Genomic DNA, 24,847 nt, shown 5'->3' on the forward strand with positions numbered 1-24,847 from the left:
CCGGATCGGTCGATTGTGTCCCGATGGCGTCGGCTCGTTACTCTGGACTGGCCATTTCCGGTACCCGTACAGCGCTCACCAGGAGATTCCCAATTAGTAGTTTCGCCGACAAGACCTTCACTGCGCCGGCGCAGATTCGGAACTTCTGCATCATCGCCCACATCGACCACGGCAAGTCGACCCTGGCCGACCGGATGTTGCAGCTCACCGGCGTGGTCTCCGACCGCGACATGCGGGCGCAGTACCTCGACCGGATGGACATCGAGCGGGAACGCGGCATCACGATCAAGGCGCAGAATGTGCGCCTGCCCTGGAAGATCGGTGACGAAGAGCACGTTCTGCACCTGATCGACACGCCCGGCCACGTCGACTTCACCTACGAGGTGTCGCGCGCGCTGGAGGCCTGCGAAGGGGCGGTGCTGCTCGTCGACGCCGCGCAGGGCATCGAGGCGCAGACGCTGGCGAACCTGTACCTGGCGCTGGACCGCGACCTCGTCGTCATCCCGGTGCTCAACAAGATCGACCTGCCCGCCGCCGACCCGGACCGCTACGCGGGCGAGCTCGCCCACATCATCGGCTGTGAGCCGTCGGACGTGCTGCGGGTGTCGGGTAAGACCGGCGAGGGCGTGGCCGAGCTTCTCGACGAGGTGGTCCGCAAGGTTCCGGCCCCGACCGGCGACGCCGACGCTCCGGCGCGGGCGATGATCTTCGACTCGGTGTACGACACCTACCGCGGCGTGGTCACCTACGTCCGCGTCGTCGACGGCAAGATCGTCCCGCGCGAACGCATCAAGATGATGTCCACCGGCACGGTCCACGAGCTGCTGGAGGTGGGCATCGTCTCACCCGAACCGAAGGCCTCCGACGGTCTGGGCGTCGGCGAGGTGGGCTACCTCATCACCGGCGTCAAGGACGTCCGCCAGTCGAAGGTCGGCGACACCGTGACCACGGCGCGCGGCGGGGCGACCGACCCGCTGACCGGATACCGCGAACCCCGGCCGATGGTGTACTCGGGCCTGTATCCGGTCGACGGATCCGACTACCCGAACCTGCGCGAGGCGCTGGACAAACTGCAACTCAACGATGCGGCGCTGACCTACGAGCCGGAGACGTCGGTGGCGCTGGGCTTCGGTTTCCGCTGCGGGTTCCTCGGTCTGCTGCACATGGAGATCACCCGCGAGCGTCTGGAGCGCGAGTTCGACCTGGACCTGATTTCGACCTCACCCAACGTGGTGTACCGGGTGGAGAAGGACGACGGCTCCGAGATGGTCGTCACCAACCCGTCGGACTGGCCCGAGGGCAAGGTCCGCAGCGTGTACGAGCCCATCGTGAAGACGACGATCATCGCGCCCAGCGAGTTCATCGGCACGATCATGGAGCTGTGCCAGTCCCGGCGCGGCGAGCTCGGCGGCATGGACTACCTTTCGCCCGAACGCGTGGAGCTGCGCTACACGATGCCGCTCGGCGAGATCATCTTCGACTTCTTCGACTCGCTGAAGTCGCGCACCCGCGGCTACGCCAGCCTCGACTACGAGGAGGCGGGCGAGCAGGAGGCCGCGCTGGTCAAGGTCGACATCCTGCTGCAAGGCGAGGCCGTGGACGCGTTCAGCGCGATCGTGCACAAGGACAGCGCCGCGGCATATGGCAACAAGATGACCACCAAGCTCAAGGAACTCATCCCGCGCCAGCAGTTCGAGGTGCCGGTGCAGGCCGCGATCGGCTCGAAAATCATTGCCCGCGAGAACATTCGGGCCATCCGCAAGGACGTGCTGTCCAAGTGCTACGGCGGTGACATCACCCGTAAGCGCAAACTGCTGGAGAAGCAGAAGGAAGGCAAGAAGCGGATGAAGACGATCGGCCGGGTCGACGTCCCGCAGGAGGCGTTCGTCGCGGCGCTGTCGACCGAGGCCGCCTCGGACAAGGCCAAGAAGTAGGGCCGTCATGCTGCGGAGGGGGAGCCATCGATCCCGCTGCCTCGTCGTCCTGCTGGCCGCTGTCGTGACGGGATGCGGTGGCGGGGTCGACGGCACGCCCGTCGCGGTCCCGGCCGGGGGTCTGGATTCGATCGCGCTCAGCGACGTCGATCTCGACGACGTATTGGGCACCAAGGGGATTCAGAGCGAGCCGGATACGGGGGAGACGACCGACGAACTCGCAGCCGGGACGGTGCCTCCGGGCTGCACCGGTACGGTGCGCACCGCAGAGGCCAACGTCTACCGGGACGCCGGCGCCACCGCTGTGCTCACCCGGGTGGCCCGAGAGCCCGGCGACGGAGACTCGGTCGAGCAGAGCGTGGTGGTTGCCGGCTCACCGCAGCAGGCGCAGCACCTTCTCGAGATCGCGAAGCTGTCGTGGAGCGCCTGCGTCGGCACCCCCGTGAGGCAGGGTGGGGACACCCCGTCGACCTGGGATCTGGAGCCGGTCGACGTTCGCGACGGCATCGTCAGCCAGCGGTCCACGAACTCGGTTCACGGGCACTGCCAGCACGCGATGGGAGCGGCGGATGCCCGGGTCGTCGAGGCACTGGTGTGCGGCGCGAACATCCGCAACCAGGGCGTTGCGGTGGTCGCCGCGATGATCGCCAACGCCGACGCGCCCTGACGGCGCCACATCCGAGCCCGCTTCCTGCGCCCAAACGTCGGTTTGGGTGACGACACGCCGCATTCCGGCGCCCAATCGTCGGTTTGGGCGTAGTCAACCCGCCGGCCGGTTCTCGCCGAAGCGGTCGCGCGCGGGCGCGCGGCATGCTATCGAAGGGGGGTGTCCACCAAACTCGCGGCGCTCGCCGGTGCCTGCGTCGTCCTGGCCGGCTGCGCCGGGGCGCCGGTGGACGACCGACCTGTCGTCCGGATCGTCGAGGCCGCCCAGCCGACGACGGCGATACCGCTGGGGCACTTCCTGCCGACGACGCAGGAGTTGTCGACGGCGCTGGGCACCGGACCCAATGGCTTCGCAGGGCAACTCGTCGAAGGCGGTGCGGACATGCTGCTGCGCAGCCTCGGGGCCGCCGAGGCCAGCCCGCCCGACTGTGCCGGGGCCGCATACCGCCTGCAGCAGGCCGTCTACGACGGCAGTCCGGTGCAGTCGGTCGCCACGAACTCCTGGGCGGGCGGTGGGTTCGACGGTCCGCCGGTGACCGGATTCTTCGGTGTGGTGCAGATGACGAGTGCCGCTGCCGCACAGGACTTCTTCGCCGCCGCGACCGAGCGCTGGCGCCGGTGCAACGGAGCGACGGTGACCCGGCACGAGGCCGGGGACGGTGGCGACGAGCTCAGCAGGATCGCCGACGTCACCTTCGAGCGCCGAGTGGTGTCGGCGAGCGTGCTGCACGCCTCGGCGGGCACCGCATCGCCGACCGCGCTGCGTGCGGTCGGGCTGGCCGGTGACTGCATCGTCGAGGTCGACCTCACCGACCCCCGCCCCACGGATCAGGCTGCCCGGCCCGCTGTGGGAGTCGCCGAACTGATTCTGAACAAGATCACGACACAGCGCTGACCGCCGGTGGACAATGGCGCGGTGAAACCTGTGCCCATGCGTCGCGTCTGCGGTCTGCTGCTCGCGGCGTCCGGGTTGCTCTGCGGGTGTGTGAGCACCGTCGAGGGCGCCGCGGTGCGTGCCAACGGGGTGGCGCCGGTCGACGTCGGCGTGCTGGACGAGGCCGCCCTGGGGCGCCTGATGCTGACGATCGGCGAGGTCAACGGGATCATGGGCAGCACCCAGATGCAGGTCACGGGCGAACTCGACCAGATGACCGACCACTCCGAGCAGGTGTCGGATCCCGACTGCCTCGGAGCGGTCTACGGCGCCGAAGAGCCCGTGTACGCCCGCACGGGATGGACGGCGGTGCGCGATCAGGTGGCCCGCGAACCCAGCGACGACAACGACCACTGGGTCGAGCAGACTGCGGTGCTCTATCCGACTGCGCAGGACGCCACGACGTTTCTGGACACGTCCTTCACGATCTGGCAGGGCTGCGCCAACGAATCGATCGAGGTCGGCGACGGCGAGTACTCGTGGCAGCTCGGCGACGTCGACGCCACCGACACGGGCGGGCCCAACCTGATCACCCAGATGACCACACAGCAGGGCGCCGACGGCTGGGAGTGCCAGCATGCGCTCTCAGCGGTGTCCAACGCGACGGTCGAGGCGTGGGCGTGCGGCTACAGCATCAACGGTGAGGCAGCCGAGATCGCCACGGCGATGGTCCAGAAGGCAGGGAAGTAGCCGGTCGATGCCGTTGCAGTCCAGCATCATTCGCCTCAGTCCAGGGTGACCTGCGGACGCCTGACCGCGATCGCGGCGCCGCCGGCGAACACGGCGACGAGCAACACAACGACACCGATCGCGATCGGCGTGGAGCCGCCCACCAAGGTGGGCAGGTTCTGGAAGACGAGCAGCAGCACCGCGACGAGTCCGGCCAGACCGATGCCCGGTGCGACGAACGCCCGCCACACCGACACGTCGGACTCCCCGCTGCGCCGGCGCCGGGCGAAGAACGCCAGCACCGCGACGCTGGTCGCGATGAGCAGGATGATGATGCCGACCGTCGAGATGCCGGCAAGCCAGGTGTAGAACTGGGTCACCGGGTCCAGGCCCAGCGCGATGCCGGCGATCAGGAACACCAGCACGACGATCCCGTCGATCCCCGACGCCAGATGCGGGGAGGCGTGGCTCGCGTGCGCCTCACCGAGCGAGGCGGGGAACACCTTCCGGTTGGACAGCGTGAACACATAGCGCGCCACCACGTTGTGGAACGACAGGATGCACGCGAACAGGCTCGTGACGAACAGCACCTGCACGATGTGCAGACCCACCGAACCCAGGTACTGCTCGGTAGCTACCGGGAGCAGCCCCGACGGATCCGCGACCGCCTGCTCGACGACGCGGCTGTCGCCCCATGCGGTGATCAGCGCCCACGTCGAGACCGTGTAGAACACCCCGATCAGCAGCAGCGCGACGAACGTCGCACGGGGGATCGTCCGCAGCGGGTCCCGCGCCTCGTCGCGGAACACGGCGGTGGCCTCGAACCCGATGAAGCTCAGGAACGCGAACAGCAGCGCGATTCCCGGTGCGCCCGAGACGATCTCCGACGGCGACAGGAAGCCGGTCGAGAGGCCTTCGTGCCCGCCGGTCACCGCGACCACGGCATCGAGGACGAGCACGATCGCCACTTCGGCGATCAGCAGCACGCCGAGCACGTTGCGGGACAGGTCGATGTTGCGGTGACCGAGCACCGCCACGATCAGCAGGGTGATCAATGCCCATACGCCCCAAGGGATGTCCGGTGCGCCGTAGGAGGAGAACAACGCCTGCGCGCCCTGCCCGATCAGGCCGTACACACCGATCTCGAGGGCCAGATAGGAGATCAGCGCGACGAAGGCGAAGCCGAATCCGGTGACCCGGCCGAGGCCCTTGCCGATGTAGGAGTAGAACGCGCCGGCGTTGGGCACGTGCGGGGTCAGCGCGGTGAAGCCGACCGCGAACAACAGCACGATGACCGTGCTGATGATGAAGATCGCCGGGAAGCCGGTCCCGTTGCCGCTGGCGATGCCCAGTGGCACCGGCCCGCCGATGACCCCGAGCGGGGAGGCGGCCGCCACGACGACGAAGACGATGCTCCAGACGCCGAGAGTGCCGCGCAGTCTGCGGTGGGACTGGGGGTCCGCCGCGTCGTCGGCGATGCGGGCATCGCCGGTTTCGTCAATCCGATTCGCCATGGTTCTTCCTCGGGGCCGGTTCACAGGTCGACGGACAGTAACGCCACCTGTGCCCGGCCTCGGAGAGTTCCGATCAGCGGGATTGCTGCTCCTGAGGGACGGCGGACCCTGAGGTCAGGCCGTGGCGGACAGTGCTGCCCGGCGCCGCGGCCCGATCAGCTCACCCCACGCGGCGAACGCCTCGGCATGGTCGGCCGACGACGAGCCGGTGGCCACGGCGACGAGCCCCGTGGCGAGGCTGCCCAACCCGACGCCGGTCTGGTGCACCACGCGCACCAGTTCGTCGAACGCCTCCCGGCGCGAATAGCCCCGCAGGCCGATCAAGATGCCCACGGCGATGTCGATGACCTGACGAGACGTGTCGTCTGCGGCACGAGAATTCATGCATTCGATGGTCGGCCGCTGGGCTTCCCGCTGCCAGCGTTGCGCGCAGGCAGACGCAAAACCGGAACGCTCCTGTTACACAGGCGCGTTCGCCGGCTGGAAGTTGCCGGAGCTGTCGGCTTCCTCCTCGGCGCGGATCACGTGCACGACCGCGTTGATCAGTGCCAGGTGGGTGAACGCCTGCGGGAAGTTGCCCAGGTGCCTGCCCGTGCGGGGCTCGATCTCCTCGGCGTACAGATGCAGCGGGCTGGCGAAGGACAGTAGGCGTTCGCACAGGTGCCGCGCCCTGTGGATCTCGCCGATCTCGACCAGTGCCGACACCAGCCAGAACGAGCAGATCGTGAACGTGCCCTCCTCGCCGGACAGGCCGTCGTCGGTCTCCTCCACGCGGTAGCGCAGCACCAGGCCGTTCTCGGTCAGCTCGTCGGCGATGGCCAACACCGTGGCGCGGATCCGCGGATCATCGGACGGCAGGAACCGGGTCAGCACGGCCAGCAGCAGCGACGCATCGAGTGCGTCGTCGCCGTAGCGCTGGGTGAGCACGCCGCGGGAGTCGACGCCGTGGGTCAGGATGTCGTCCTTGATCTCCTCGGCGATGGCGCGCCACTGCTGGGCGTAGGACTTCTCGCCCTCCAGGTCGGCCAGTTTGGCGCCGCGGTCAAGCGCCACCCAGCACATGATCTTGCTGGACGTGAAGTGCTGCGGTTCGCCGCGCACCTCCCAGATGCCGCGGTCGGGTTCGCGCCAGTGTTTGATGGCCTCCTCGACCTGTTCCTTGAGCACCGGCCACAGTGTCTCGGGAATCTGCTCGCGGGACTTGGTGTGCAGATACACCGAGTCGAGCATGGTGCCCCAGATGTCGTGCTGCATCTGGTTGTAGGCGCCGTTGCCGATGCGCACCGGGCGGGCGTGGTCGTACCCCGAGAGGTGGTTCAGTTCCTCCTCGACCAGACTGCGTTCCCCGCCCACGCCGTACATCACCTGCAGAGGGTGGCGCTGGCCGTTGTTGGCGCCGGACACGTCGGCGATGAACGCGAAGAAGTCGTCGGCCTCGCGGTCCAGACCCAGTGTGTAGAGGCCCCACAGCGCGAACGTCGAATCACGCACCCACGCATAGCGGTAGTCCCAATTGCGTTCGCCCTGAGGGGTTTCGGGCAGCGATGTGGTGGGCGCGGCCAGCAGCGCGCCGGTGGGGGAGTAGGTCAGGCCCTTGAGGGTCAGGGCACTGCGCTGCAGGTACGACCGCCACGGATGGTCGGGGAAGTCGCCGACGTTGATCCACTGCCGCCAGCACTCGCTGGTCTTCCACATCTTGTCGGCGGCCTCGTCGAAGGTCTGCGGCGACGGATGCTTCGACCAGCTCAGCGCGACGAACACGTTGTCGCCTTCGGACAGCCGCGTCCGGGCGCGGGCTTCACGGCCTTCCAGGCCGATGCGCAGGTTGGTCGTCAGCCGCAACGTCGGATGGGAGTCCGGGTTCTTCGTCGCCCGGGCGATGGCCTCCCCGTAGGCCTGAGCGGAGTACTCCCAGCTGGCGCTGGTGCGGTGGTAGTCGAAGGACGGCTCGCAGCTCATCACCAGTTCGACGGTGCCGCTCACGCAGCGCACGGTGCGCAGCAGGATGTGCTCGGCGTCCCAGTCCATCGGGGTGCGCCGGTGGGTGCGCGAGCGGGTCTCGAGGTCGTGCCACGGTCCCATCACCAGCGCGTCGCGCACGATCACCCAGCCGGTGTGGGTCTGCCAGGTGGTCTCGAGGATCAGGCTGCCGGGCAGGTAGCGCCGGGCGGCGGGTACCGACACCCCGTACGGGCCGAGCCGGAAGTGGCCGGCGCCGCGGTCGAGGATCGCGCCGAACACGCTCGGTGAGTCCGGCCGCGGCACGCACAGCCACTCGACCGATCCGGCCGACGAGATCAGGCAGGTGTTCTCGCAGTCGGACAGGAATGCGTAGTCGGCGATCGGCGGGAACGGGTTGCGCAGCGGACCGGTGGTCGCATACGACGGCGTCGTAGCCAGCGCGAATGCCGATGATTCACCGTTGGCGCTCACCGCGCTGGAGACGGCCTGGGTGGGCTGCAGAACCATTTGCTCATCATCGACTGCCGGATACCTCGGCGTCTACCCGAACACGCCTGCGCCTCGCCCCCAGGACGCGTGCGCCTAGTCTGGGCCGGGTGGGCGGATTCCTGAGCTGGTGGGACGGAGTGGAGCTCTGGCTGACGGGGCTGCCGTTCGTCGCGCAGTCGGTGGTGGTGATCCCGGTCGTGCTGGCCCTGGCGTACACCGTGGCGGTGGTGCTGGATGCGGCGCTCGACCGTGGCATTCAGCTGCAACAGCGCCTTCGGCACTCGCGTGGTGAGGCGGCGGACGACACCGAGGGGAGTGACGGATGAGCGGGATGCCGCGATCGCGGGTCACGCTGGTGCTGATCGCGCTGATCGTGCTGGTGATCCTGATGTGGCTGCTCACCCGCTGACCGGGACTGGTGTTATTCTTCGCGCCATGCAAACGGCGTGCGGCAACAAGGGCGGCCACATCGTGGCGCTCATTGCTGTCGGTTTCTCGGCCGTTGCTGACGTGTGTTGTTGTTGCTGATTCCTCACCCCCGATCGGCGGTCAGGTGTTCGGCAACGATGTCTTCGTGCCGTCTGCGTACGGCGACGACGCCACCACCTTCCGCGTGACCGGATCCCCCGACAGGTTCGATTCCCTCCCGGAAAGGTCACCCATGAATCTCCCCAAGCCAGGTGCGCGGTGGCGCGCGGTCGCAGCGCTGGCCCTGACCACGTCGCTGGTCGCCGCCTGCGGCGGCGGCGGCTCGAGCGACGTTGCCGGTGAGAGCGGCGGCGCGAACGCCGAGACCACGCTGACGCTGGTGGCCTACGCGGTGCCGGAGCCCGGGTGGAGCAAGATCATCCCGGCGTTCGCGGCCACCCCGGAGGGCAAGGGCGTCGCGGTGACGACGTCCTACGGCGCCTCGGGCGACCAGTCCCGCGCCGTCGTCGACGGCAAGCCGGCCGACATCGTCAACTTCTCGGTCGAGCCCGACATCACCCGGTTGGTCAAGGCCGACAAGGTGTCGAAGGACTGGAGCGCCGGCGCCACCAAGGGCATCCCGTTCGGTTCCGTGGTCTCGCTCGTCGTGCGCAAGGGCAACCCCAAGAACATCCGGGACTGGGACGACCTGCTGCAGCCCGGTCTCGAGGTCGTCACGCCGAGCCCGCTGAGCTCGGGGTCGGCGAAGTGGAATCTGCTCGCGCCGTACGCGGCCAAGAGCGACGGCGGGAAGAACCCCCAGGCCGGGCTGGACTTCGTCAACAAGCTGGTGACCGAGCACGTCAAGACCCGGCCAGGGTCGGGCCGTGAGGCCACCGACGTGTTCCTGCAGGGTGCCGGCGACGTCCTGATCTCCTACGAGAACGAGGCGATCAACGTCGAGCGTCAGGGTAAGCCGGTCGAGCACGTGAACCCGCCGCAGACCTTCAAGATCGAGAACCCGGTGGCGGTGGTGACGGCCTCACAGCATCAGGAGCAGGCCAACGCCCTGAAGAACTTCCTCTACACCCCCGAGGGTCAGAAGCTGTGGGCCGAGGCGGGCTTCCGGCCGGTCGATCCCGCGGTGGCCGCCGAGTTCACCAAGGACTTCCCGGCGCCGCAGAAGCTGTGGACGATCGCCGACCTGGGCGGTTGGGGTGACGTCGACCCGGCGCTGTTCGACAAGGAGAACGGCTCGATCACCAAGATCTACAAGCAGGCCACGGGATGACCTCGACCGTCGCGGAGGTCGAGCCGGCGACGCCCCCAGGAGGGCACAACCGCCACGGCAGCACCTCGCTGCGGGTCGGCTCCGCGACGCTGTGGCTGTCGGTCATCGTGCTACTCCCGCTCGCCGCGATCGTGTGGCAGTCGGCGACCGGAGGGTGGCGCGCGTTCTGGCTGGCGGTCACGTCCAACGCCGCGCTGGAGTCCTTCCGGGTGACGTTGACGATCTCGATCGGCGTGACGCTGATCAACGCGGTGTTCGGGGTGATCGTGGCCTGGGTGCTCACCCGCGACGATTTCCCGGGCAAGCGGCTGGTGGATTCGGTGATCGACCTGCCGTTCGCACTGCCGACCATCGTGGCGAGCCTGGTGATGCTCGCGCTGTACGGTCCCAACAGTCCGGTCGGACTGCACCTGCAGCACACCAAGTGGGGTGTCGGCATCGCGCTGCTGTTCGTCACACTGCCGTTCGTCGTCCGATCCGTGCAGCCGGTGCTGCTCGAGCTCGATCGTGAGGTCGAAGAAGCGGCCGCCTCGCTGGGTGCCAACAACTACCTGATCTTCACCAAGGTGATCCTGCCCGCGCTGCTGCCGTCGCTGCTGTCCGGTGCCGGCCTGGCGTTCTCGCGGGCGATCGGGGAATTCGGCTCCGTCGTGCTGATCGGCGGTGCGGTGCCCGGCGAGACCGAGGTGTCCTCGCAGTGGATCCGCACACTGATCGAGAACGACGACAGGGTGGGCGCCGCGGCGATCTCGATCGTGCTGCTGGTCATTTCGTTCGTCGTGCTGTTCGTCTTGCGGGCGGTCGGCGCCCGCGCGGCCAAGCGGGAGGAGTTGGCGGCGTGATCCTGTCCCCGGCGGTCCGGCTCCTGCTGCGGTGGGTCGCGATCGGCTACATCGCGATCCTGGTCCTCGTGCCCGTCGGCCTTATCCTGTGGCGCACCTTCTCCCCGGGCGTCGGAGCCTTCTTCGCCTCCGTCGGTACCCCCGCGGCCATCTCGGCGCTGCAGCTCTCGCTGCTGGTGGTCGCGATCGTCGTACCGCTCAACGTGCTGTTCGGAGTGCCGACGGCACTTGTGCTGGCGCGCAACCGGTTCCGCGGCAAGAGCATCCTGCAGGCCATCATCGACCTGCCGTTCGCGGTGTCGCCGGTGGTGGTCGGTGTCGCGCTGATCCTGCTGTGGGGCTCGGCGGGATTGTTCGGGTTCGTGGAGAACGACTTCGGGCTCAAGATCATCTTCAGTTTCCCCGGCATCGTGCTGGCCAGCATCTTCGTCACGGTGCCCTTCGTGATCCGGGAGGTCGAGCCGGTGCTGCACGAACTCGGCACCGATCAGGAGGAGGCCTCGGCCACGCTGGGCGCGCAGTGGTGGCAGACGTTCTGGCGCATCACGCTGCCGTCCATCCGGTGGGGGCTCACGTACGGCATCGTGCTCACCGTCGCGCGCACGCTGGGGGAGTTCGGCGCAGTCATCATGGTGTCGTCCAACCTGCCCGGCCAGTCCCAGACCCTGACACTGCTGGTCGCCGACCGGTACAACCGCGGCGCCGAGTACGGCGCCTACGCGATCGCCACGTTGCTGATGACGGTGGCGGTCCTCGTCCTCGTCGCGCAGGTGATCCTCGACGCCCGCCGGGCCAAGGCCGCACAATGAACACCGACGACCACTCGGAAGACCGACGATTGTGAAACGCCCACCGACCCGCCCGACGACTCACGCGATCACCGTGACCGGCGCCAACAAGCGCTACGGCGATTTCGCCGCGCTCGACAACGTCGACTTCGTCGTGCCCGCCGGATCGTTGACCGCCCTTCTCGGACCCAGCGGGTCAGGCAAGTCGACGCTGTTGCGGGCCATTGCCGGCCTCGACGAGCCGGATTCGGGATCCATCACGATCAATGGCCGGGACGTGACCGACGTGCCGCCGCAGAAGCGCGGCATCGGCTTTGTGTTCCAGCACTACGCCGCCTTCAAGCACCTCACGGTGCGCGAGAACGTCGCGTTCGGCCTCAAGATCCGAAAGCGTCCCAAGTCCGAGATCAAGGACAAAGTCGACAACCTGCTCGAGGTGGTGGGCCTGGCCGGTTTCCAGACCCGGTACCCCAATCAGCTCTCCGGCGGCCAGCGTCAGCGCATGGCGCTGGCACGGGCGTTGGCGGTCGATCCGCAGGTGCTGCTGCTCGACGAGCCGTTCGGCGCGCTGGACGCCAAGGTCCGCGAGGATCTGCGGGCGTGGCTGCGCCGCCTGCACGACGAGGTGCACGTCACCACGGTGCTGGTGACCCACGACCAGCAGGAGGCGCTCGACGTCGCCGACCGGATCGCGGTGCTGAACAAGGGCCGCATCGAGCAGGTCGGCTCGCCCACCGAGGTGTACGACACGCCCGCGAACGCGTTCGTGATGTCGTTCCTGGGTGCGGTGTCGCCGCTGAACGGCGCGCTGGTGCGCCCGCACGACATCCGCGTCGGCCGCAACCCCGACATGGCGATCGCCAACGGCGACAACTCGATTCAGACCACCGGCGTCACCAAAGCGGTGATCGACCGGATCGTGATGCTGGGCTTCGAGGTGCGCGTCGAGCTGACCAACGCGGCGACACACACACCGTTCACCGCCCAGATCACCCGCGGCGACGCCGAGGCACTCGGCCTCAAACAGGGCGACACCGTCTACGTGCGGGCCACCCGGGTGCCCAGTCTGCCCGACGAGGCGCCGCAGAGTCCCGTGCTCGACGGGGAGCCGGCCCGGCTCTCATAGCTCAGGCCAGCGCGAGGAACAGCTTCTCGAGCTCGTCGACGCTCATCTCGCGTTGGCCGTCCGCCGCGGTGCCCTCGGCGATGCACTCCCGCAGACCGGTCGCGACGATCTTGAAGCCGGCGCGATCCAATGCGCGCGACACCGCGGCGAGCTGGGTCACGACGTCCTTGCAGTGGCGGCCCTGCTCGATCATCGAGATGACGCCGGCCAGCTGACCCTGAGCTCGGCGGAGCCGATTCAGAACGGCGCTGATGGCTTCCTCATCACCGACCACGACGGCTCCCTTCCACCACTGTTCGGACGAACACACAGATGTTACCCACGGGGGTATAACGCGCGGAGCGGCCAGAAGCATCCCGTCCGGCCAGCGTGGGATGAACTCGTGAAACGTGACTCAAGCCGCTACGCGGGCCGTCAGTGCGGCGTCGTAGCGGTCGAGCACCGTCTCGGCCACCTGGCGATGCGCGCCCAGTGGCGCCGACATCGAAATACCTTGGGCGCGTGCGAATCCTGCGACACGATCGGTGATGCGCCCCGGCGCCAGGAACCAGGGGGCGACGACCAGCCGCGAAGCGCCGCGGTCCCGCAGCACGGCGGCCGCGTCGGCCAACGAGGGCGACGGGCCGGTGGCGAACGCCGTGGTCGCGGTCCACCGCGTGGTCATCGTCAGTTCCCGGGCCACCGTGGCGGTGCGGGTATTGGCCTGCGCGTGCGACGAGCCGACCGCGGTGACGAGCACGCCGACATCCGGGTCGAGCCGGGACACCCCGGCATGTTCGAGCCGTTGCCGCAGCACGTGGATCAGCCGGTCGTCCTCACCGAGAACGGCCGCCTGGCGCGCATCGGACCCGGAGTCGGCGATCATCGCCGGGATGTCGACACGGGCATGGTAGGCATCGGCGAGCAGCAGTGGCACGACCACCGCGCCCCGCCCGACGGCTGTGAGCACGTCGGCCAGATTCGGTGTGTTCTGCTCACAGAACGCGACGCGGGCTTCCAGCCCGGGCCGCAGGCGAGCGATGCACTCGACGATCGCCCGCGCGGTGGCCGCCGAGCGGGGATCGGCGCTACCGTGCGCCGTCAGCACCAACGTGCCCGCCCCCGCGTTCACGATGCGTGCAGCCCGCACTCCGTCTTGGACTGTCCGGCCCAGCGTCCACTGCGCGGGTCGGCGCCGGCGATCGGCTTGGCGGTGCAGGGCGCGCAACCGATCGACGGATAGCCCTCGTCGACGAGGGGGTTGACCAGCACACCGTGGGTGTCGATGTAGCCCTGCATGTCGTCGTCGGACCAGGCGGCCAGCGGGTTGATCTTCACCAGCCCGAACGCCTTGTCCCAGCTGATCAGCGGTGCGTTGGCGCGGGTCGGGGCCTCGACCCGGCGGATCCCGGTCACCCAGGCCGAGTAGCCGCGCAGCGCCTTGGACAGCGGTTCGACCTTGCGCATCCGGCAGCACTCGTTGGGAGTGCGCTCGAAGAGGTTCTTGCCGAAGAGCGAGTCCTGCTCGGCGACCGACTTCTCCGGGCGCACGTTGACGACGTTGACGTCGTAGACGGCCTCCACGGCGTCGCGCGTGCCGATCGTCTCGACGAAGTGGTAGCCGGTGTCGAGGAACAGCACGTCCACCCCGGGCCGCATCTTCGCGGCGAGGTCGACCAGGACCGCGTCCTGCATGTTGGACGCGACGATGTAGTTGCCGCCGAAGTTCTCGTCGGTCCAGCGCAGCAAGTCAGCGGCCGAGGCGTTCGGCCCCAGCTCCGCCGCGCCGCGCTCGGCCAGCTCTTGTAGATCGGTCTCCGTCATCACATCGGTCACGTCACATCACCTCAAGTCCGCGTCGTCTGCTCGTAGTGCCCACGTAGCGAAACGCTCACCGTGCTCGCGTTGTTTCACGAAGTTGCGCACCACCCGCTCGATGTAGTCGCCGAGCTCGCTGGAGAGCACCTTGTGCTGGCGCAGCTTGCGGCCGAAGCCGCTGTCCAGGCCGAGGCTTCCTCCCAAGTGGACCTGGAAACCCTCTTGCGGGCCGTCGCCGTCGTCCACCATCTGACCCTTGAAGCCGATATCGGCCACCTGGATACGCGCGCACGAGTTCGGGCAGCCGTTGATGTTGACGGTGACCGGGACGTCGAGCTCGGCGTTGAGGTCCTCGAGCCGCTTTTCCAGCTCGGGCACCAGCACCTGGGAGCGCTTGCGCGTCTCGGCGAAGCTCAGCTTGCAGAACTCGATCCCGGTGCAGGCCATCAGGTTGCGTCGCCAGTGCGACGGCGTCGATGGCAGGCCCAGTGCGTCAAGCTGTTCGACGAGCTTGGCCACATTCTCATCGGGGACGTCGAGCACGATGAGCTTCTGGTACGGCGTGAACCGGATCCGGTCACTGCCGACCGACTCGGCGAGGTCGGCGACCTTCGACAGGATGGTCCCGGACACCCGGCCGGCGATCGGTGCGACCCCGACGGCGTTCAGGCCGTTCTTCAGTCGCTGCACACCCACGTGGTCGATCGGTCGGCTCACCGGATCCGGCGCAGGCCCGTCGATCAGCGGTCGCTCGAGGTACTCGGTCTCGAGAACTTCCCGGAACTTCTCGACGCCCCAGTCCTTGATCAGGTACTTCAGCCGGGCCTTCGACCGCAGCCGGCGGTAGCCGTAGTCGCGGAAGATGCTGACCACGCCCTCCCAGACGTCGGGCACCTCGTCCAGCGGAACCCAGACCCCGACCCGCTGGGCGAGCATCGGGTTGGTCGAGAGCCCGCCGCCGACCCACAGGTCGAATCCCGGTCCGTGCTCGGGGTGCTCGACCCCGATGAAGGCAACGTCGTTGACCTCGTGCACGACGTCCTGCAGACCCGAGATCGCGGTCTTGAACTTGCGCGGCAGGTTCGAGTACTCCGGCTTGCCGATGTAGCGCTTGACGATCTCGTCCACCGCCGGCGTGCCGTCGATGACCTCGTCCAGCGACTCTCCGGCCAGCGGGGAGCCGAGTACGACGCGCGGGCAGTCGCCGCAGGCCTCGGTGGTCTGCAGGCCGACCGCGTCGAGCCGCTGCCAGATCTCGGGCATGTCCTCCACCCGAATCCAGTGGTACTGGACGTTCTGCCGGTCGGAGATGTCGGCGGTGTCGCGCGCGAACTCGGTCGAGATCTCGCCGAGGGTGCGCAGCGCCGCCGCCGACAGCGCGCCGCCGTCGCAACGCACCCGCAGCATGAAGTAAGAGTCTTCGAGCATGTCGGTGTTCTCGTCCCCGGTCCACGTGCCGTCGTAGCCGGGCTTGCGCTGGGTGTAGAGGCCCCACCAGCGGAAACGGCCGCGCAGGTCGCCCTTGTCGATGGACTCGAAGCCGCCCTGGGCGTAGATGTTCTCGATGCGCGCCCGCACGTTGAGCGGGTTGTCGTCCTTCTTGGCCTGCTCGTTGGCGTTGAGGGGCTCGCGGTAGCCGAGCGCCCACTGTCCTTCGCCGCGTGGGCGCTTGGCGGGCTTGGGTGTCGCTGTCGTCATGGTGGGCTCCTGGATAGAAGCCAGCGTTCGTCACCGCGCGGTCTCACCGGGGGGCTGTCCGGCGGCGCAGATCCGGCGGCCAGCTGAAAGTGCAGGTGGGCAGGGTCTACGGGGTCACGAAGGACAACAACAGCAGCTACACACGCGCTTGAAGTCGACGTGACGACGAATCACCAGCGCTACGCGGGTGGGCACGATGCCGGCGTCGATCACGTGGGCCATTGTGCCACGGATAGGGGCATCACCTCCAACCGGCCCATATTTGTACTCACGCTGAGTAGAAGGGGCCACCGGCCGGACTCGGCCGCCGGTCGCGGCGCGACCTGCTGGGACAATGGGGGCATGTCCGGTTCCGCGTCCGTCCGTCCGGCACCCGTGCAGCTGCCCGACCTGGCCGTGACGCCCGGGGCGCCGTTCGGCATCTACGTCCACGTACCGTTCTGCGCCACCCGCTGCGGATACTGCGATTTCAACACCTACACCCCGGCCGAGTTGGGCGGCGCGACACCGGCCGGGTGGTTGACGGCGCTGAGAACCGAACTCGCCCTGGCTGCCGCCCGCCTCGGTTCCGTCCCGGACGTGTCGACCGTCTTCGTCGGAGGCGGCACGCCGTCGCTGCTCGGTGCCGAGGGCCTGGCCGAGGTGCTCGACGCGGTGCGGGAACACTTCACGCTGGCGCCGCGAGCCGAGGTCACGACGGAATCCAACCCGGAGTCGACGTCGCCGGCGTTCTTCGCGGGGCTACGGTCCGCCGGGTACACCCGGATCTCGCTCGGTATGCAGTCCACCGCTGCTCACGTGCTGGTGGCACTGGACCGGGTGCATTCGCCCGGCGGGGCGATCGACGCCGCCCGGGAGGCCCGGGACGCCGGCTTCGACCACGTCAACATCGATCTGATCTACGGCACGCCGGGGGAGACCGACGACGACCTGCTGCGGTCCGCTGACGCGGCGATCGGGGCGGGGGTCGACCATGTGTCCGCCTACGCGCTGATCGTCGAGGACGGCACCGCGCTGGCCCGCAAGGTCCGGCGCGGCGAGATGCCCGCGCCCGACGACGACGTCCTGGCGCGTCGCTACGAACTGCTGGACCGCCGGCTCGCCGACGCCGGGCTGGACTGGTACGAGGTGTCGAACTGGAGCCGGCCCGGAGCCGAATGCCTGCACAACATCGGGTACTGGGCCGGGGGCCGATGGTGGGGCGCCGGACCGGGCGCGCACGGTTTCGTCGGCGCCACGCGATGGTGGAATGTCAAGCACCCCAACGCCTATGCCGCCGCGCTAGGTGAACGCCGCCTTCCCGTCGCCGATTTCGAGAGCCTCGACGAGGACACGTCGCACGTCGAGGACGTGATGCTGCGGGTGCGCTTACGCTCGGGGCTGCCGACCGCGCTGCTGACCGAGGCCGAGCGAGCCGCGGCCGCGCAGCTGGTCGCCGACGGCCTGCTGCGCGCCGAAGTGGACCGCCTGGTGCTGACCGACCGTGGGCGACTGCTCGCCGACGCGGTGGTCCGCACGCTGCTGGGGTGACTACTCGAGCGCGGCCGCCAGGCGGCGCCACTGCTCGCGCGGGAACTCCCGCGGGTCGGCGGTGAGGACCTGCACGCACACGTGGTCGGCGCCCGCGTCGCGGTGTTCGGCGACGCGTCGCAGCACGGTCTCCTCGTCTCCCCAGGCGATCAGCGCGTCGAACAACCGGTCGCTGACCGTGCTGATGTCCTCCTCGGTGAAGCCTGTGCGCAGGATGTTGTTGGCGTAGTTCGGCAGCGACAGATAGGACTTCAGCCAGTCCGTACCGATCTCGCGAGCCTGCTCCCTGCTGTCGGTGAGCAGCACGCTCTGTTCGGGCAGCAGCATCGGCCCCTCGCCGAGGACCTCGCGCGCCTGGTGGGTGTGCTCGGGCGACGTGAGGTAGGGGTGCGCTCCGGCGGCGCGGGTCGCCGACATTTCCAGCATCTTGGGGCCCAGCGCAGCGAGCACCCGGTTGCCCGTCGGTACCGGCTGCGGCGAGGCGTCGATGCCGTCGAGGAAGGCCCTGGTGGCCGCAAGCGGCTTGCGGTAGCGGCCAGGCTCCTGCGAGTCGATCAGTGGCGCGTGGCTGACGCCGATACCGAGGAGGAAGCGTTCCCCGTGGGTCTCGGTCAGCGTGGCGTAGCGGGCGGCCACCTCAGCCGGATCGTGCATCCACAGGTTCAGGATGCCCGTCGCGATCACGGTCTTGGTGGTTGCCGACAACAGGTTGTCAACCACGTCGAGGACCGGTCCGCCCACGTCGGGAATCCACAGGGCGGGGAAGCCGAGCTCGTCGAGTTCCGCGGCGGCATCGGCCGCCTCACCCGGGTTTCCGTAGCGCAACTGCGAACTCCACAACCCGACACCTGTCAATTGCATGTGTCCACTCATACCGTGCGCGCGGGCGCGGGCGCTACCGTCGTTGCATGACATTCGATTCCGGCGCGGTCGGCCTCGCGTTCTCCGAGCACCGGTTCGACGACGCGTTGGACCACCTCGCCAAGGACGTGACGTGGACCATCGTCGGAGGCATGGTCCTCGAGGGCGCAGACGCGGTGCGCCGCACGTGCCGGGACACCCTCGAGAGCCTCGAGGGCACCCGACGGGAGTTCGACCGCTGTGTCACCGCCGTGGGTGCCGGCGTGGTCGCCGTGGACACCGTCGTGCGCTACATCCGCCCCGACGGGGTGACGGCGGTGGCCAGCTGTGCCATCTACGAGTTCGCCGACGAGAAGATCACGAAGATCACCTCCTACGCGGTCGAGATCGACCCCGGTGACCCGGGCGCGCAGCCACGGCCGCAGAACAGGTAGCCCCTTGCGCGGCGCCGAGGTCCTGACTTCGGCGGTTTGCCACACTGACGGGATGGGCGACGATTCCGACGGCGGACGACAAGGGCTCGAGAAGCTCACCGAGGGCGCGCTGGCCGCACTCGAGAACATCGCCGAGAACCTCGGGGCCGACGGGATCGTCGACGATGCGATAGCGCGCGCCATGTCCGGGATCGCCGCGGCCGGGGAGGAATTCGTTCGTCGGTATCACCGGCTGGAGATCGACGCGGACATGGCCGCACCCGAGGAGCCGGTGCTCTTCGTCGCCAACCATGGTTTCGGCGGCGTCATCGACCTGAACGTGTTCGCCGTGCGCGCTGCGTTGGACGCGCTGACGCTGGACCGCCCCGTCACGGTGTTGACGCACCAGCTGGCGTGGACGCTCGGGGTCGGGAGGCTGCTCGAGCCGCTGGGTGCGCGGCCGGCGGGCCGGGACAGTGCCGTCGAGGCACTCGACGCGGGACATCACGTGCTGGTGTTTCCCGGCGGCGACAAGGACGCAGGGAAGACCTTCGCGGACCGCAATCGCGTGATCTTCGACGGCCGCGCGGGTTTCGCCGACCTCGCCCTCGAGCAGAACGTGCCGATCGTTCCGGTGGTGACCGCCGGGGCCGGGGAGTCACTGCTGGTGCTCTCCAGCGGGGAGGGGCTCGCCCGCGCTCTCCGGCTCGACAAGATCGCGCGCCTCAAAACGTTGCCGGTGAGCGTGTCGCTGCCGTGGGGCCTCAACATCGGCGCCGTGGGCCTGCTTCCGTATCTTCCGCTGCCGACCAAGCTCGTCACCCGGGTGCTCACGCCGATGACTCCGGAGCGGGACGAGACCGCGCAGCAGTTCGCGGCTCGCGTCGAGCACGCGATGCAGGACGCCTTGACCGCACTCACCAGCGGGCGTCGACCCCTACTGGGCTGAGGCAAGCCCCGACGGCCGATTCGCGGGTTCCCGGCTGCTCATATCAGTGTTGAGCATTTCGTCAGATGACCTTGACTGAGCCCAGCATCGCATGTGACGATTTCATCAGTCACAGCGAAAGGCGGCAATGTGGCAGACACCTCCGCGCCCGTGCACCACGGGCACAAAGACATGCACAGCGAGCAGGGCGGCCTGCGCGGCGAGCATCCCGGCCGCGCGGCGAACCCCCTCATCCGGGTGGCCGACATCGCCTGGCTGGAGTTCGACAAGCCCGACCTGTCGAAGGCGGAGGCATTCGCTCGCGCCTTCGGCTTCGGCGTGGCGCTGCGCACCCCCCAGCAGCTGCACCTGCGCGGCACCGACGCGGGGGGTCCGTGCGCGATCCTGCGCAGCGGCACTCGCAGCCGGTTCGGCGGCGTCGCGTTCCGTGCCGCCGACGAGGTGGACGTGCTGCGGCTGGCCGACAAAACCGGCGCCGCGGTGCACGCCCTGCCCGAGGTGATCGGAGGAGTGGCGGTGCAGTTGGCCGACCCGAGCGGCACACCGGTGAAGGTCGTCGGGGGACTGCAGCAGCTTCCCGCCCAGCCGGTCCAGGTGCCGCAGCTGGGGAACACCGCGCGGAGCGGCCCGCGCATCAACGCCACGGTGCGGCCGCCCCGGGTGCCCGCCCGCGTGCAACGGCTCGGGCACGTGGTTCTGCAGTCGACCACGTACCTCAAGACACTCAACTGGTACCTGGACACCCTCGGCATGATCGTCAGCGACTTCCTGTACTTCCCCGGGCAGCGCGACCGCGGACCGGCGATGAGCTTCATCCGCTGCGACCGGGGCGCCACCCCGGCCGATCACCACACCTTGGCGTTGGCGCTGGGTCCGGCCAACCGGTACGTGCATTCGGCCTATCAGGTCAGCGATCTCGATGCGTTGGCCGCCGGCGGTGAGTATCTGCTCGAGCGCGGTTATCGCCGCTCTTGGGGCATCGGCCGCCACATCCAGGGCAGCCAACTGTTCGACTACTGGCGCGACCCCGACGGCTTCCTGGTGGAGCACTTCGCCGACGGGGACCTGTTCGACAACACGCTCGAGCCGGGTTGGGCGCCGTTCACCGCCAGCGGCCTGGCTCAGTGGGGTCCGCCGGTGACCAAGGACTTCCTCGACGCAGGCCCGAAATCAGCAGGCCGACAGGCCATGTCGATGTATCACGCCCTGCGCGACGACAACGAGTTCGACCTCAACCGCCTTCTGGGCCTCCTGAAAGTCGCCACCTCGTGAGCATCTCCGTCCTCCGCACCTCCGACGCCTGGTGGGTACAGACCCCGACGGGCGCAGCCGAGATCGCCACCAACGCGGTCAGCACCGCCGAACTGCTGGCCGACCGGGCGGCCGTCTCCGCCGCTGCGGCCACCGGCGGCTCCGTCGCGATCGACGACCTGCAGCTGGTATCGCCGGTGACCGCGCCCTGCCGGGTGGTCGCGCAGATGACGAACTTCGAGTCCCACGTCAAGGACGCCGGGATGGACCCGAAGACCGTGCCGCTCACCTTCTTTCGCAAGTCGTCGGCCTCGATCACCGGGCCGCACGGCGAGATCGTGCGGCCCGCGCATGTCCGGCTGCTCGACTACGAGGTCGAGATCGGTCTGGTCATCGGCCGCGACATTCCCGTCGGCACCACGATCACCGACGCGAATCTGACCGATCACGTTGCCGCGCTGACGATCACCAACGACGTCTCGGCGCGCGACATCCAGCTTCCGCAGACCCAGTTCTACGAGGCCAAGTCCTACCCGACCTTCACCCCGGTGGGGCCCGCGCTGGTCCTCCTCGAGGGCGACGAGTTGTCCCGCTTCGGGGATCTGCGCCTGAGGCTCGGTGTCGGCGGGCAGGAGCGCCAGAACGCGCTCGTCGAGGGCGACATGCTGTACCGCCCGCTGCAGGCGCTGCAGGCGTTGACGCGGTTCCAGGATCTGGCCGCCGGGGACCTCATTCTCACCGGCACTCCCGTGGGGACCGCGCTGAGCGCGCCGCCCAAACCGATCGAGATCATCGGCAATCTCCTTCCCCCAGCCGTCAAGTGGAAGGCGTTCTTCGCCCGCCAGGCGAAGAACCCGAAGTACCTGCAGCACGGTGACGTCGTGGAGGCCTCGGTCGCCACCGACGACGGCGCCCTCGATCTGGGCGTCCAACGGCTCACGGTGCGATACGCGCAATGAGTGGGGCGGATGCTCCCGTCCGGCACGTCACAGTCGCCGTCGTCGGCGGCGGGCCCACCGGCGTCACGGCTGCCACGCTGCTGGCGCAGTACGGCGCCGACACCGTGGTGCTGGATCGGTGGGCGCAGGTATACCCGCAGCCCCGGGCGGTGCACCTCGACGACGAGATCTGCCGGATCGTGGCCAGGCTCGGGATAGCCGAGGAGTTCGCCGCCATCTCCCGGCCGGCCCGCGGTCTGCGCCTGGTCGACCGAGATCTGACGGTGCTCGCCGAGTTTCGCCGCGATACCGCGTTGACACGCAACGGTTTTCCTGCCGCCAACATGTTCGATCAGCCAGAGCTGGAAGAGCTGCTGCGACGCAATCTCACCCGCTACCGGCATGCCGAGTTCTGTGGCGACACCGAGGTGCTCGATGTCACCGAGGAGTCGGGCGGCCGACTGCGGCTCCGCGCCGCGGACCGGGCGAGCGGTCGAGAGTTCGCGATCACCGCCGACTACGTACTGGGCTGCGACGGTGCCAACAGCATGGTGCGCAACGCGATGCGGTCGACGATGCGGGACTTGAACTTCGAGCAGCGCTGGCTGGTGGTGGACATCGCCACCGCCGCCGATCTGGGCCAGTGGGAGGGTGTGCACCAGGTCTGCGATCAGCACCGTGCCGGTACCTACATGCGTATCGGTCGGACGCGGTACCGATGGGAATTCGCCCTCCTGCGGCATGAGTCGGCCGCCGACTTCCAGACGTTGGACGCACTGCGGCCGTTGATCGCCCCGTGGACCCATACGGCCGGCGACGCCGAGCTGGAGCTGATCCGGGTGACCGAATACACGTTCCGCGCCCAGATCGCCGATCGCTGGCGGGCCGGCAACATCTTCCTGCTCGGCGACGCGGCGCACCTGACACCTCCGTTCGTCGGCCAGGGCATGGGCGCCGGACTGCGGGACGCGATGAACCTGACGTGGAAGATCGCCGCCGTCCACCGGGGCGCCTTGGCGCCCAGCGCGTTGGACAGCTACGAACGGGAACGCCGACCACACACCCGGCAGATGATCTCACTGGCGCGCAACATCGGACGCGCCATGACCGCCGGTGGCGAGACCGGTTCTGCGATAAGGCGGTTCGTTCTGCCGCGCCTGCACCTGGTTCCCGGCTTGCGTGCCAAGGTGGTCGACTCCGAGACCCCGCCGCTGTCCGCCTCGCCGTTGATTCGCCGCAGCCTCCGCACCCGCCGTATCGCGGGGCGCCTGTGCCCGAACCCGGTGCTGGACGACGGGCGCCGCCTCGACGAGGAGTTGGACCTCGGCTTCGCCCTGCTCACCACGGTGGCGCTCACACCGGCGCAACACACCGTCGTGGCGGATCGGGGTGCGCGGGCGATCTACGCCGCACCGAACTCAGAACTGGCCCGCTGGCTCGAGAACCGCCGCGTGACCGCCGCCGTCATCCGACCCGACCGCACCGTCATGGCGGCCGGCCACGACATCACCGCGCTGTGCCGGACGCTGCCGTCGTTCGCCACGCATGCAGGCTTCGCACCGGGGGTGCGTCGATGACGGCAGGAAAGGTGCACGTGTTTCGTCGCTCCGAGGACGTCCCCATTTATCGGCCCAGCGTCTACAGCAGATCAGCCATCCTCGACCCCTATCCCCGCTACCGGGAGTTGCGTGCCCTCGGTCCCGTGGTGTGGTTGGCCCGCCACCGGCTCTATGCACTTCCGCGGTACGCCGAATGCAAAGCGGCCCTGCGCGACGACGGAACGTACCTGTCCGGCGACGGGGTGGCCGCCAACCCAGTGGTCAATCGTCTCTCGCGCGGCACGACGCTCAACAGCGACGGCCCCGAGCACGAGCGACGCCGCCGACTCGTCGCCCACCGTCTGATGCCTCGCGCCCTGCGCGGTCTCGGCGAGGCCGTCGACGAGCAGGCTCACCGCATCGTCGACGCCGCCGTGCGCCGGGGCACCGTCGATGCGGTGACCGATGTCGCCACCGTGCTTCCGCTGGCGGTCGTGCCCGATCTCGTGGGATGGCCGCATGATCAGCGTGACCATCTCCTCGGCTGGGGCGCAGCGACGTTCGACATGCTGGGGACGGCCAACTGGCAGGCCCTCACGGCGGTGCCCCGCAGCGTGCAGATGCTGCGGTTCGCCCGGCGCGTGGTCCGCGAGCGCAACGTGCTGCCCGGCAGCATGGCGCACGAACTGCTCGCCGCAGCCGACGACGGCGACATCGGGCGCGATGAGGTGCCGGCGCTGCTGATCGACTACATCGCGCCATCGTTGGACACCACGATCAGCGCCATCTCCAGCGCGATCCACCTCTTCGCAACCCATCCCGAGCAGTGGGAGCTGCTCAAGGCGGACTCGTCGTTGCTGCCCAACGCGATCAACGAGGTGGTGCGCTTCGAGTCACCGTTGCGGGCCTTCACCAGGAAGGCCGGCGCCACCAGCGTCATCGCGGGGGTCAGCGTCCCGGCGGGGGCACGCGTGCTCGCCTTGTACGCCTCGGCCAACCGCGACGAACACGAGTGGAAAGATCCGTGGCTCTTCGACATTCGTCGGGATGCCGGGCGGCACGTCGGGTTCGGCAACGGCGCTCACGCGTGCGCGGGGCAGGGGCTGGCGCGGCTGGAGACCGCCGCCGTGCTTCGAGCGCTGCTCGATCGTGTCGAGCGCATCGAGACTCTCGGAGAGCCGATCTGGGCCGTCAACAACATCATTCGCCGCCTCGAACACGCCCCCGTCCGCCTGGTCGCCGGGTGACC

General features: G+C 68.7%; 25 protein-coding genes. 17 read left to right on the forward strand and 8 right to left on the reverse strand.

What is annotated here, in order from left to right:
• The first annotated feature begins 23 nt into the window (after positions 1–23).
• The 4 genes from lepA to G6N45_RS14450 all read left to right on the forward strand — a co-directional run bounded on the left by lepA (position 24) and on the right by G6N45_RS14450 (position 4,224).
• Entirely contained in the window at positions 24–1,934 is a 1,911-nt protein-coding gene (gene lepA / locus G6N45_RS14435) for a translation elongation factor 4 (protein ID WP_163722927.1), read from the forward strand.
• Positions 1,935–1,941: 7 nt separating this feature from the next.
• Positions 1,942–2,601: a sensor domain-containing protein gene (locus G6N45_RS14440; protein ID WP_163722928.1), complete on the forward strand. Its 660-nt coding sequence runs from the start codon at positions 1,942–1,944 to the stop codon at positions 2,599–2,601.
• A gap of 159 nt (positions 2,602–2,760) precedes the next feature.
• On the forward strand, positions 2,761–3,495 hold the full coding sequence (locus G6N45_RS14445; RefSeq protein WP_163722929.1) for a sensor domain-containing protein: 735 nt from the start codon (positions 2,761–2,763) through the stop codon (positions 3,493–3,495).
• Between the two features lie 36 nt (positions 3,496–3,531).
• Positions 3,532–4,224, forward strand: coding sequence for a sensor domain-containing protein (locus G6N45_RS14450; protein WP_163728429.1), 693 nt, complete (start codon positions 3,532–3,534; stop codon positions 4,222–4,224).
• 35 nt (positions 4,225–4,259) lie between these two features.
• Here the strand turns inward: G6N45_RS14450 and G6N45_RS14455 are convergent, their stop codons facing one another.
• The 3 genes from G6N45_RS14455 to G6N45_RS14465 all read right to left on the reverse strand — a co-directional run bounded on the left by G6N45_RS14455 (position 4,260) and on the right by G6N45_RS14465 (position 8,186).
• Positions 4,260–5,717 carry an APC family permease gene (locus G6N45_RS14455; protein WP_163722930.1) on the reverse strand — a complete coding sequence of 486 codons (1,458 nt, stop codon included), beginning with the start codon at positions 5,715–5,717 and terminating at the stop codon, positions 4,260–4,262.
• Positions 5,718–5,831: 114 nt separating this feature from the next.
• Complete coding sequence (locus G6N45_RS14460; RefSeq protein WP_163722931.1) at positions 5,832–6,101, reverse strand: ANTAR domain-containing protein; 270 nt, start codon at positions 6,099–6,101, stop codon at positions 5,832–5,834.
• 75 nt (positions 6,102–6,176) lie between these two features.
• Positions 6,177–8,186 carry a glycoside hydrolase family 15 protein gene (locus G6N45_RS14465; RefSeq protein ID WP_163722932.1) on the reverse strand — a complete coding sequence of 670 codons (2,010 nt, stop codon included), beginning with the start codon at positions 8,184–8,186 and terminating at the stop codon, positions 6,177–6,179.
• 89 nt (positions 8,187–8,275) lie between these two features.
• Between G6N45_RS14465 and G6N45_RS14470 the strand changes: the two genes are divergently transcribed.
• The 6 genes from G6N45_RS14470 (at position 8,276) to G6N45_RS14490 (ending at position 12,623) form a co-directional block, all read left to right on the forward strand.
• The gene (locus tag G6N45_RS14470; RefSeq protein ID WP_163722933.1) at positions 8,276–8,494 is read left to right on the forward strand and encodes a hypothetical protein; all 219 of its coding nucleotides are present in this window, start codon (positions 8,276–8,278) and stop codon (positions 8,492–8,494) included.
• Positions 8,495–8,603: 109 nt separating this feature from the next.
• Entirely contained in the window at positions 8,604–8,696 is a 93-nt protein-coding gene (locus G6N45_RS28400; protein ID WP_350355961.1) for an Ms4533A family Cys-rich leader peptide, read from the forward strand.
• A 133-nt stretch (positions 8,697–8,829) separates the two neighbouring features.
• Positions 8,830–9,867 carry a sulfate ABC transporter substrate-binding protein gene (locus G6N45_RS14475; RefSeq protein ID WP_163722934.1) on the forward strand — a complete coding sequence of 346 codons (1,038 nt, stop codon included), beginning with the start codon at positions 8,830–8,832 and terminating at the stop codon, positions 9,865–9,867.
• A complete protein-coding gene (gene cysT / locus G6N45_RS14480) occupies positions 9,864–10,709 on the forward strand; it encodes a sulfate ABC transporter permease subunit CysT (protein WP_163722935.1) in 846 nt (281 codons plus the stop codon). The genes G6N45_RS14475 and cysT overlap by 4 nt, the downstream gene beginning before the upstream one ends.
• Complete coding sequence (gene cysW, locus G6N45_RS14485) at positions 10,706–11,518, forward strand: sulfate ABC transporter permease subunit CysW (RefSeq protein ID WP_163722936.1); 813 nt, start codon at positions 10,706–10,708, stop codon at positions 11,516–11,518. The genes cysT and cysW overlap by 4 nt, the downstream gene beginning before the upstream one ends.
• Before the next feature lie 31 nt (positions 11,519–11,549).
• Positions 11,550–12,623: a sulfate/molybdate ABC transporter ATP-binding protein gene (locus tag G6N45_RS14490; protein ID WP_163722937.1), complete on the forward strand. Its 1,074-nt coding sequence runs from the start codon at positions 11,550–11,552 to the stop codon at positions 12,621–12,623.
• 1 nt (position 12,624) lies between these two features.
• Here the strand turns inward: G6N45_RS14490 and G6N45_RS14495 are convergent, their stop codons facing one another.
• From G6N45_RS14495 to G6N45_RS14510, 4 genes are all read right to left on the reverse strand, one after another.
• A complete protein-coding gene (locus G6N45_RS14495) occupies positions 12,625–12,897 on the reverse strand; it encodes a metal-sensitive transcriptional regulator (protein ID WP_163722938.1) in 273 nt (90 codons plus the stop codon).
• A gap of 120 nt (positions 12,898–13,017) precedes the next feature.
• Positions 13,018–13,752: a sirohydrochlorin chelatase gene (locus tag G6N45_RS14500; RefSeq protein ID WP_163722939.1), complete on the reverse strand. Its 735-nt coding sequence runs from the start codon at positions 13,750–13,752 to the stop codon at positions 13,018–13,020.
• Positions 13,731–14,426, reverse strand: coding sequence for a phosphoadenylyl-sulfate reductase (locus tag G6N45_RS14505; protein ID WP_275998305.1), 696 nt, complete (start codon positions 14,424–14,426; stop codon positions 13,731–13,733). Before G6N45_RS14505 ends, G6N45_RS14500 begins: the two co-directional genes overlap by 22 nt.
• Before the next feature lie 18 nt (positions 14,427–14,444).
• Positions 14,445–16,118 carry a nitrite/sulfite reductase gene (locus tag G6N45_RS14510; protein ID WP_163722941.1) on the reverse strand — a complete coding sequence of 558 codons (1,674 nt, stop codon included), beginning with the start codon at positions 16,116–16,118 and terminating at the stop codon, positions 14,445–14,447.
• Between the two features lie 342 nt (positions 16,119–16,460).
• On the opposite strand from G6N45_RS14510, the gene hemW reads away from it, so the two are divergent.
• Positions 16,461–17,648: a radical SAM family heme chaperone HemW gene (hemW, locus tag G6N45_RS14515; RefSeq protein WP_163722942.1), complete on the forward strand. Its 1,188-nt coding sequence runs from the start codon at positions 16,461–16,463 to the stop codon at positions 17,646–17,648.
• On the opposite strand, the gene G6N45_RS14520 is transcribed toward hemW, so the two are convergent.
• Positions 17,649–18,509 (reverse strand): LLM class F420-dependent oxidoreductase, encoded by an 861-nt coding sequence (locus G6N45_RS14520; RefSeq protein ID WP_163722943.1) that lies wholly within the window; start codon positions 18,507–18,509, stop codon positions 17,649–17,651.
• A gap of 47 nt (positions 18,510–18,556) precedes the next feature.
• Between G6N45_RS14520 and G6N45_RS14525 the strand changes: the two genes are divergently transcribed.
• The 6 genes from G6N45_RS14525 (at position 18,557) to G6N45_RS14550 (ending at position 24,845) form a co-directional block, all read left to right on the forward strand.
• Entirely contained in the window at positions 18,557–18,943 is a 387-nt protein-coding gene (locus G6N45_RS14525; protein ID WP_163722944.1) for a nuclear transport factor 2 family protein, read from the forward strand.
• A 52-nt stretch (positions 18,944–18,995) separates the two neighbouring features.
• Entirely contained in the window at positions 18,996–19,871 is an 876-nt protein-coding gene (locus G6N45_RS14530; RefSeq protein ID WP_246228690.1) for a 1-acyl-sn-glycerol-3-phosphate acyltransferase, read from the forward strand.
• 171 nt (positions 19,872–20,042) lie between these two features.
• Entirely contained in the window at positions 20,043–21,143 is a 1,101-nt protein-coding gene (locus G6N45_RS14535; protein ID WP_163728434.1) for a VOC family protein, read from the forward strand.
• Positions 21,140–22,081 carry a fumarylacetoacetate hydrolase family protein gene (locus G6N45_RS14540; RefSeq protein ID WP_163722945.1) on the forward strand — a complete coding sequence of 314 codons (942 nt, stop codon included), beginning with the start codon at positions 21,140–21,142 and terminating at the stop codon, positions 22,079–22,081. Before G6N45_RS14535 ends, G6N45_RS14540 begins: the two co-directional genes overlap by 4 nt.
• Positions 22,078–23,637, forward strand: a complete 1,560-nt coding sequence (gene mhpA, locus G6N45_RS14545) for a bifunctional 3-(3-hydroxy-phenyl)propionate/3-hydroxycinnamic acid hydroxylase MhpA (RefSeq protein WP_163722946.1) — start codon at positions 22,078–22,080, stop codon at positions 23,635–23,637. Before G6N45_RS14540 ends, mhpA begins: the two co-directional genes overlap by 4 nt.
• Entirely contained in the window at positions 23,634–24,845 is a 1,212-nt protein-coding gene (locus tag G6N45_RS14550; protein WP_163722947.1) for a cytochrome P450, read from the forward strand. Before mhpA ends, G6N45_RS14550 begins: the two co-directional genes overlap by 4 nt.
• The last annotated feature ends 2 nt before the right edge of the window (positions 24,846–24,847 follow it).

It is taken from the genome of Mycolicibacterium psychrotolerans (assembly GCF_010729305.1).
In the GTDB taxonomy this organism is placed as follows: domain Bacteria; phylum Actinomycetota; class Actinomycetes; order Mycobacteriales; family Mycobacteriaceae; genus Mycobacterium; species Mycobacterium psychrotolerans.